Below are 1,691 nucleotides of genomic sequence, written 5' to 3' on the forward strand. Positions count from 1 at the left end.
GACCTGTTCTTGCAATGTCCGCTAACTTGGGTGTTAATTGTAATTTAAGCTTTTTCATGTTATTTTTAACTATTAAAGCTATTAAGGACATGCAGTAAGTCAGGGGCCATTTGCAACAAATCACTGGTTAAGAGTGACATTCGTAGTAGTGACTATTTAGCGAATGAGGTATTTAAAAATGGTCGAATTCAGAGCCATAGTAAAGAGAGAGGATTGTCTCAAAAAACCAAGCTGAGATGCTCTCCTATCAGAGTTGAGCAGCATGAAAAATTTACCATTATAGTATACCGACCTAAATTGAATGTATTTTCTCTTAGCTGTAGGTTTACTCAGTTTATCCAAAATACACAAAAAGAGAAGGGCAATTTTCAGATTAATATTTAGATATCATGATGTATTTATATCTATATATCGAATACTAAATAGTGCTTTACCTGAAGATGAACATTGAGTCTCAAAAAACAAAGCATTGCTTTTATTATCCTTTTTAAAGGTCAATCACCGATGCTTCTAAAGTCCCAACCCACTTCCATGTTGTACACATAATGATGCGTAGATTTCAAATTTACAATATTCCTAACCTTTAATGTTTATTGCTCTTCATGAGAAATGTATTCCATTTAAATGTTCGCATACGGTATTATCGTATTCGGATTAGGTTTTGCATACTCTGACATGAAGAAAGTAGTATCTATACTGTATTTGGCTTAATGCACACATATAGTCGATTACCTTTCCAAACTGGGATACTAGTAGGTATACTATGTTCCCGAAGTGAGCAATTGTGTGTAGTCAGTTTCACACTAGAGCCGCTTTAGAAACAACACCTTACCTGGATAAACAAAATAAATAACAATGTCAGAACATTACGGAGCGATAGTAGAAAAAGTGGTTAGAAGAGAAGGCCACTCGTTAACAGACTTAGCGAAAATAGTTGGAGTAAATAGGCGCTCTCTCTACAACTGGTTTTTACAACAAAGACTTAGTACAGAAGTGATTCTTAAGATCGGCAGAGCGATTAAACATGATTTTTCTGCTGAATTTCCAGGAGAGTTTGTTCCCGCTGACTTCGAAATCATGGCAAAGACCAACTTATTATCAGGCCCGACTTCCACTGAAAGTATAAATGTCTGGAAGGAAAAGTATATTGATCTACTGGAGCGGTACAACTTTTTGCTAACTGCAAACCAGGAAGCTGCAACTACACGTAGTGAAAGTAGTTTCAACGTTTCGTTTGTTAATGCTAAAAGCGATGAATATAAAATTAAGCTCAATAATCCTCCCAGTGATCTTTTCCTAGAAAAGTGCAAGAAAGCTGGGTATAAAATCAAGTGCGTCAACCGGGGTGAAATAGTAAATGGCCAAAACCATACCTTGAAATCTGTTAGCGGAATGCAGCCACTTTATGAACCAATTCAAATTGGAAGTAGTTCACGATTGTAATAAACTTAAGGCTAGAGAAAGTATGCTTGGAATTGCTAAACTTAAAAGGTGACTGACTAGAATGTTTTAAATTAGAATGTAGCTAAATTATTTAGCCAAAGTAAACGCCTCATCTTTGTACTAACCCCCTAAAAGACTGGACTAGATTTTAAAAACAATTTAGAACCATTAAATTAGGGTATTGGAGTTGCTACGAACTATGTCAAAAAACAAACTTTAATTCACTTTTCTACTTCCCTAGCCTAGGC

At 35.5% G+C, this 1,691-nt stretch carries 1 protein-coding gene; it reads left to right on the forward strand.

The window, feature by feature from the left end; translation table 11 throughout:
* The first annotated feature begins 855 nt into the window (after positions 1-855).
* Entirely contained in the window at positions 856-1,443 is a 588-nt protein-coding gene (locus tag IEW69_RS16795) for a helix-turn-helix domain-containing protein (protein WP_188628033.1), read from the forward strand.
* Positions 1,444-1,691: the final 248 nt, after the last annotated feature.

This window comes from Pedobacter quisquiliarum (assembly GCF_014642175.1).
GTDB lineage: Bacteria > Bacteroidota > Bacteroidia > Sphingobacteriales > Sphingobacteriaceae > Pedobacter > Pedobacter quisquiliarum.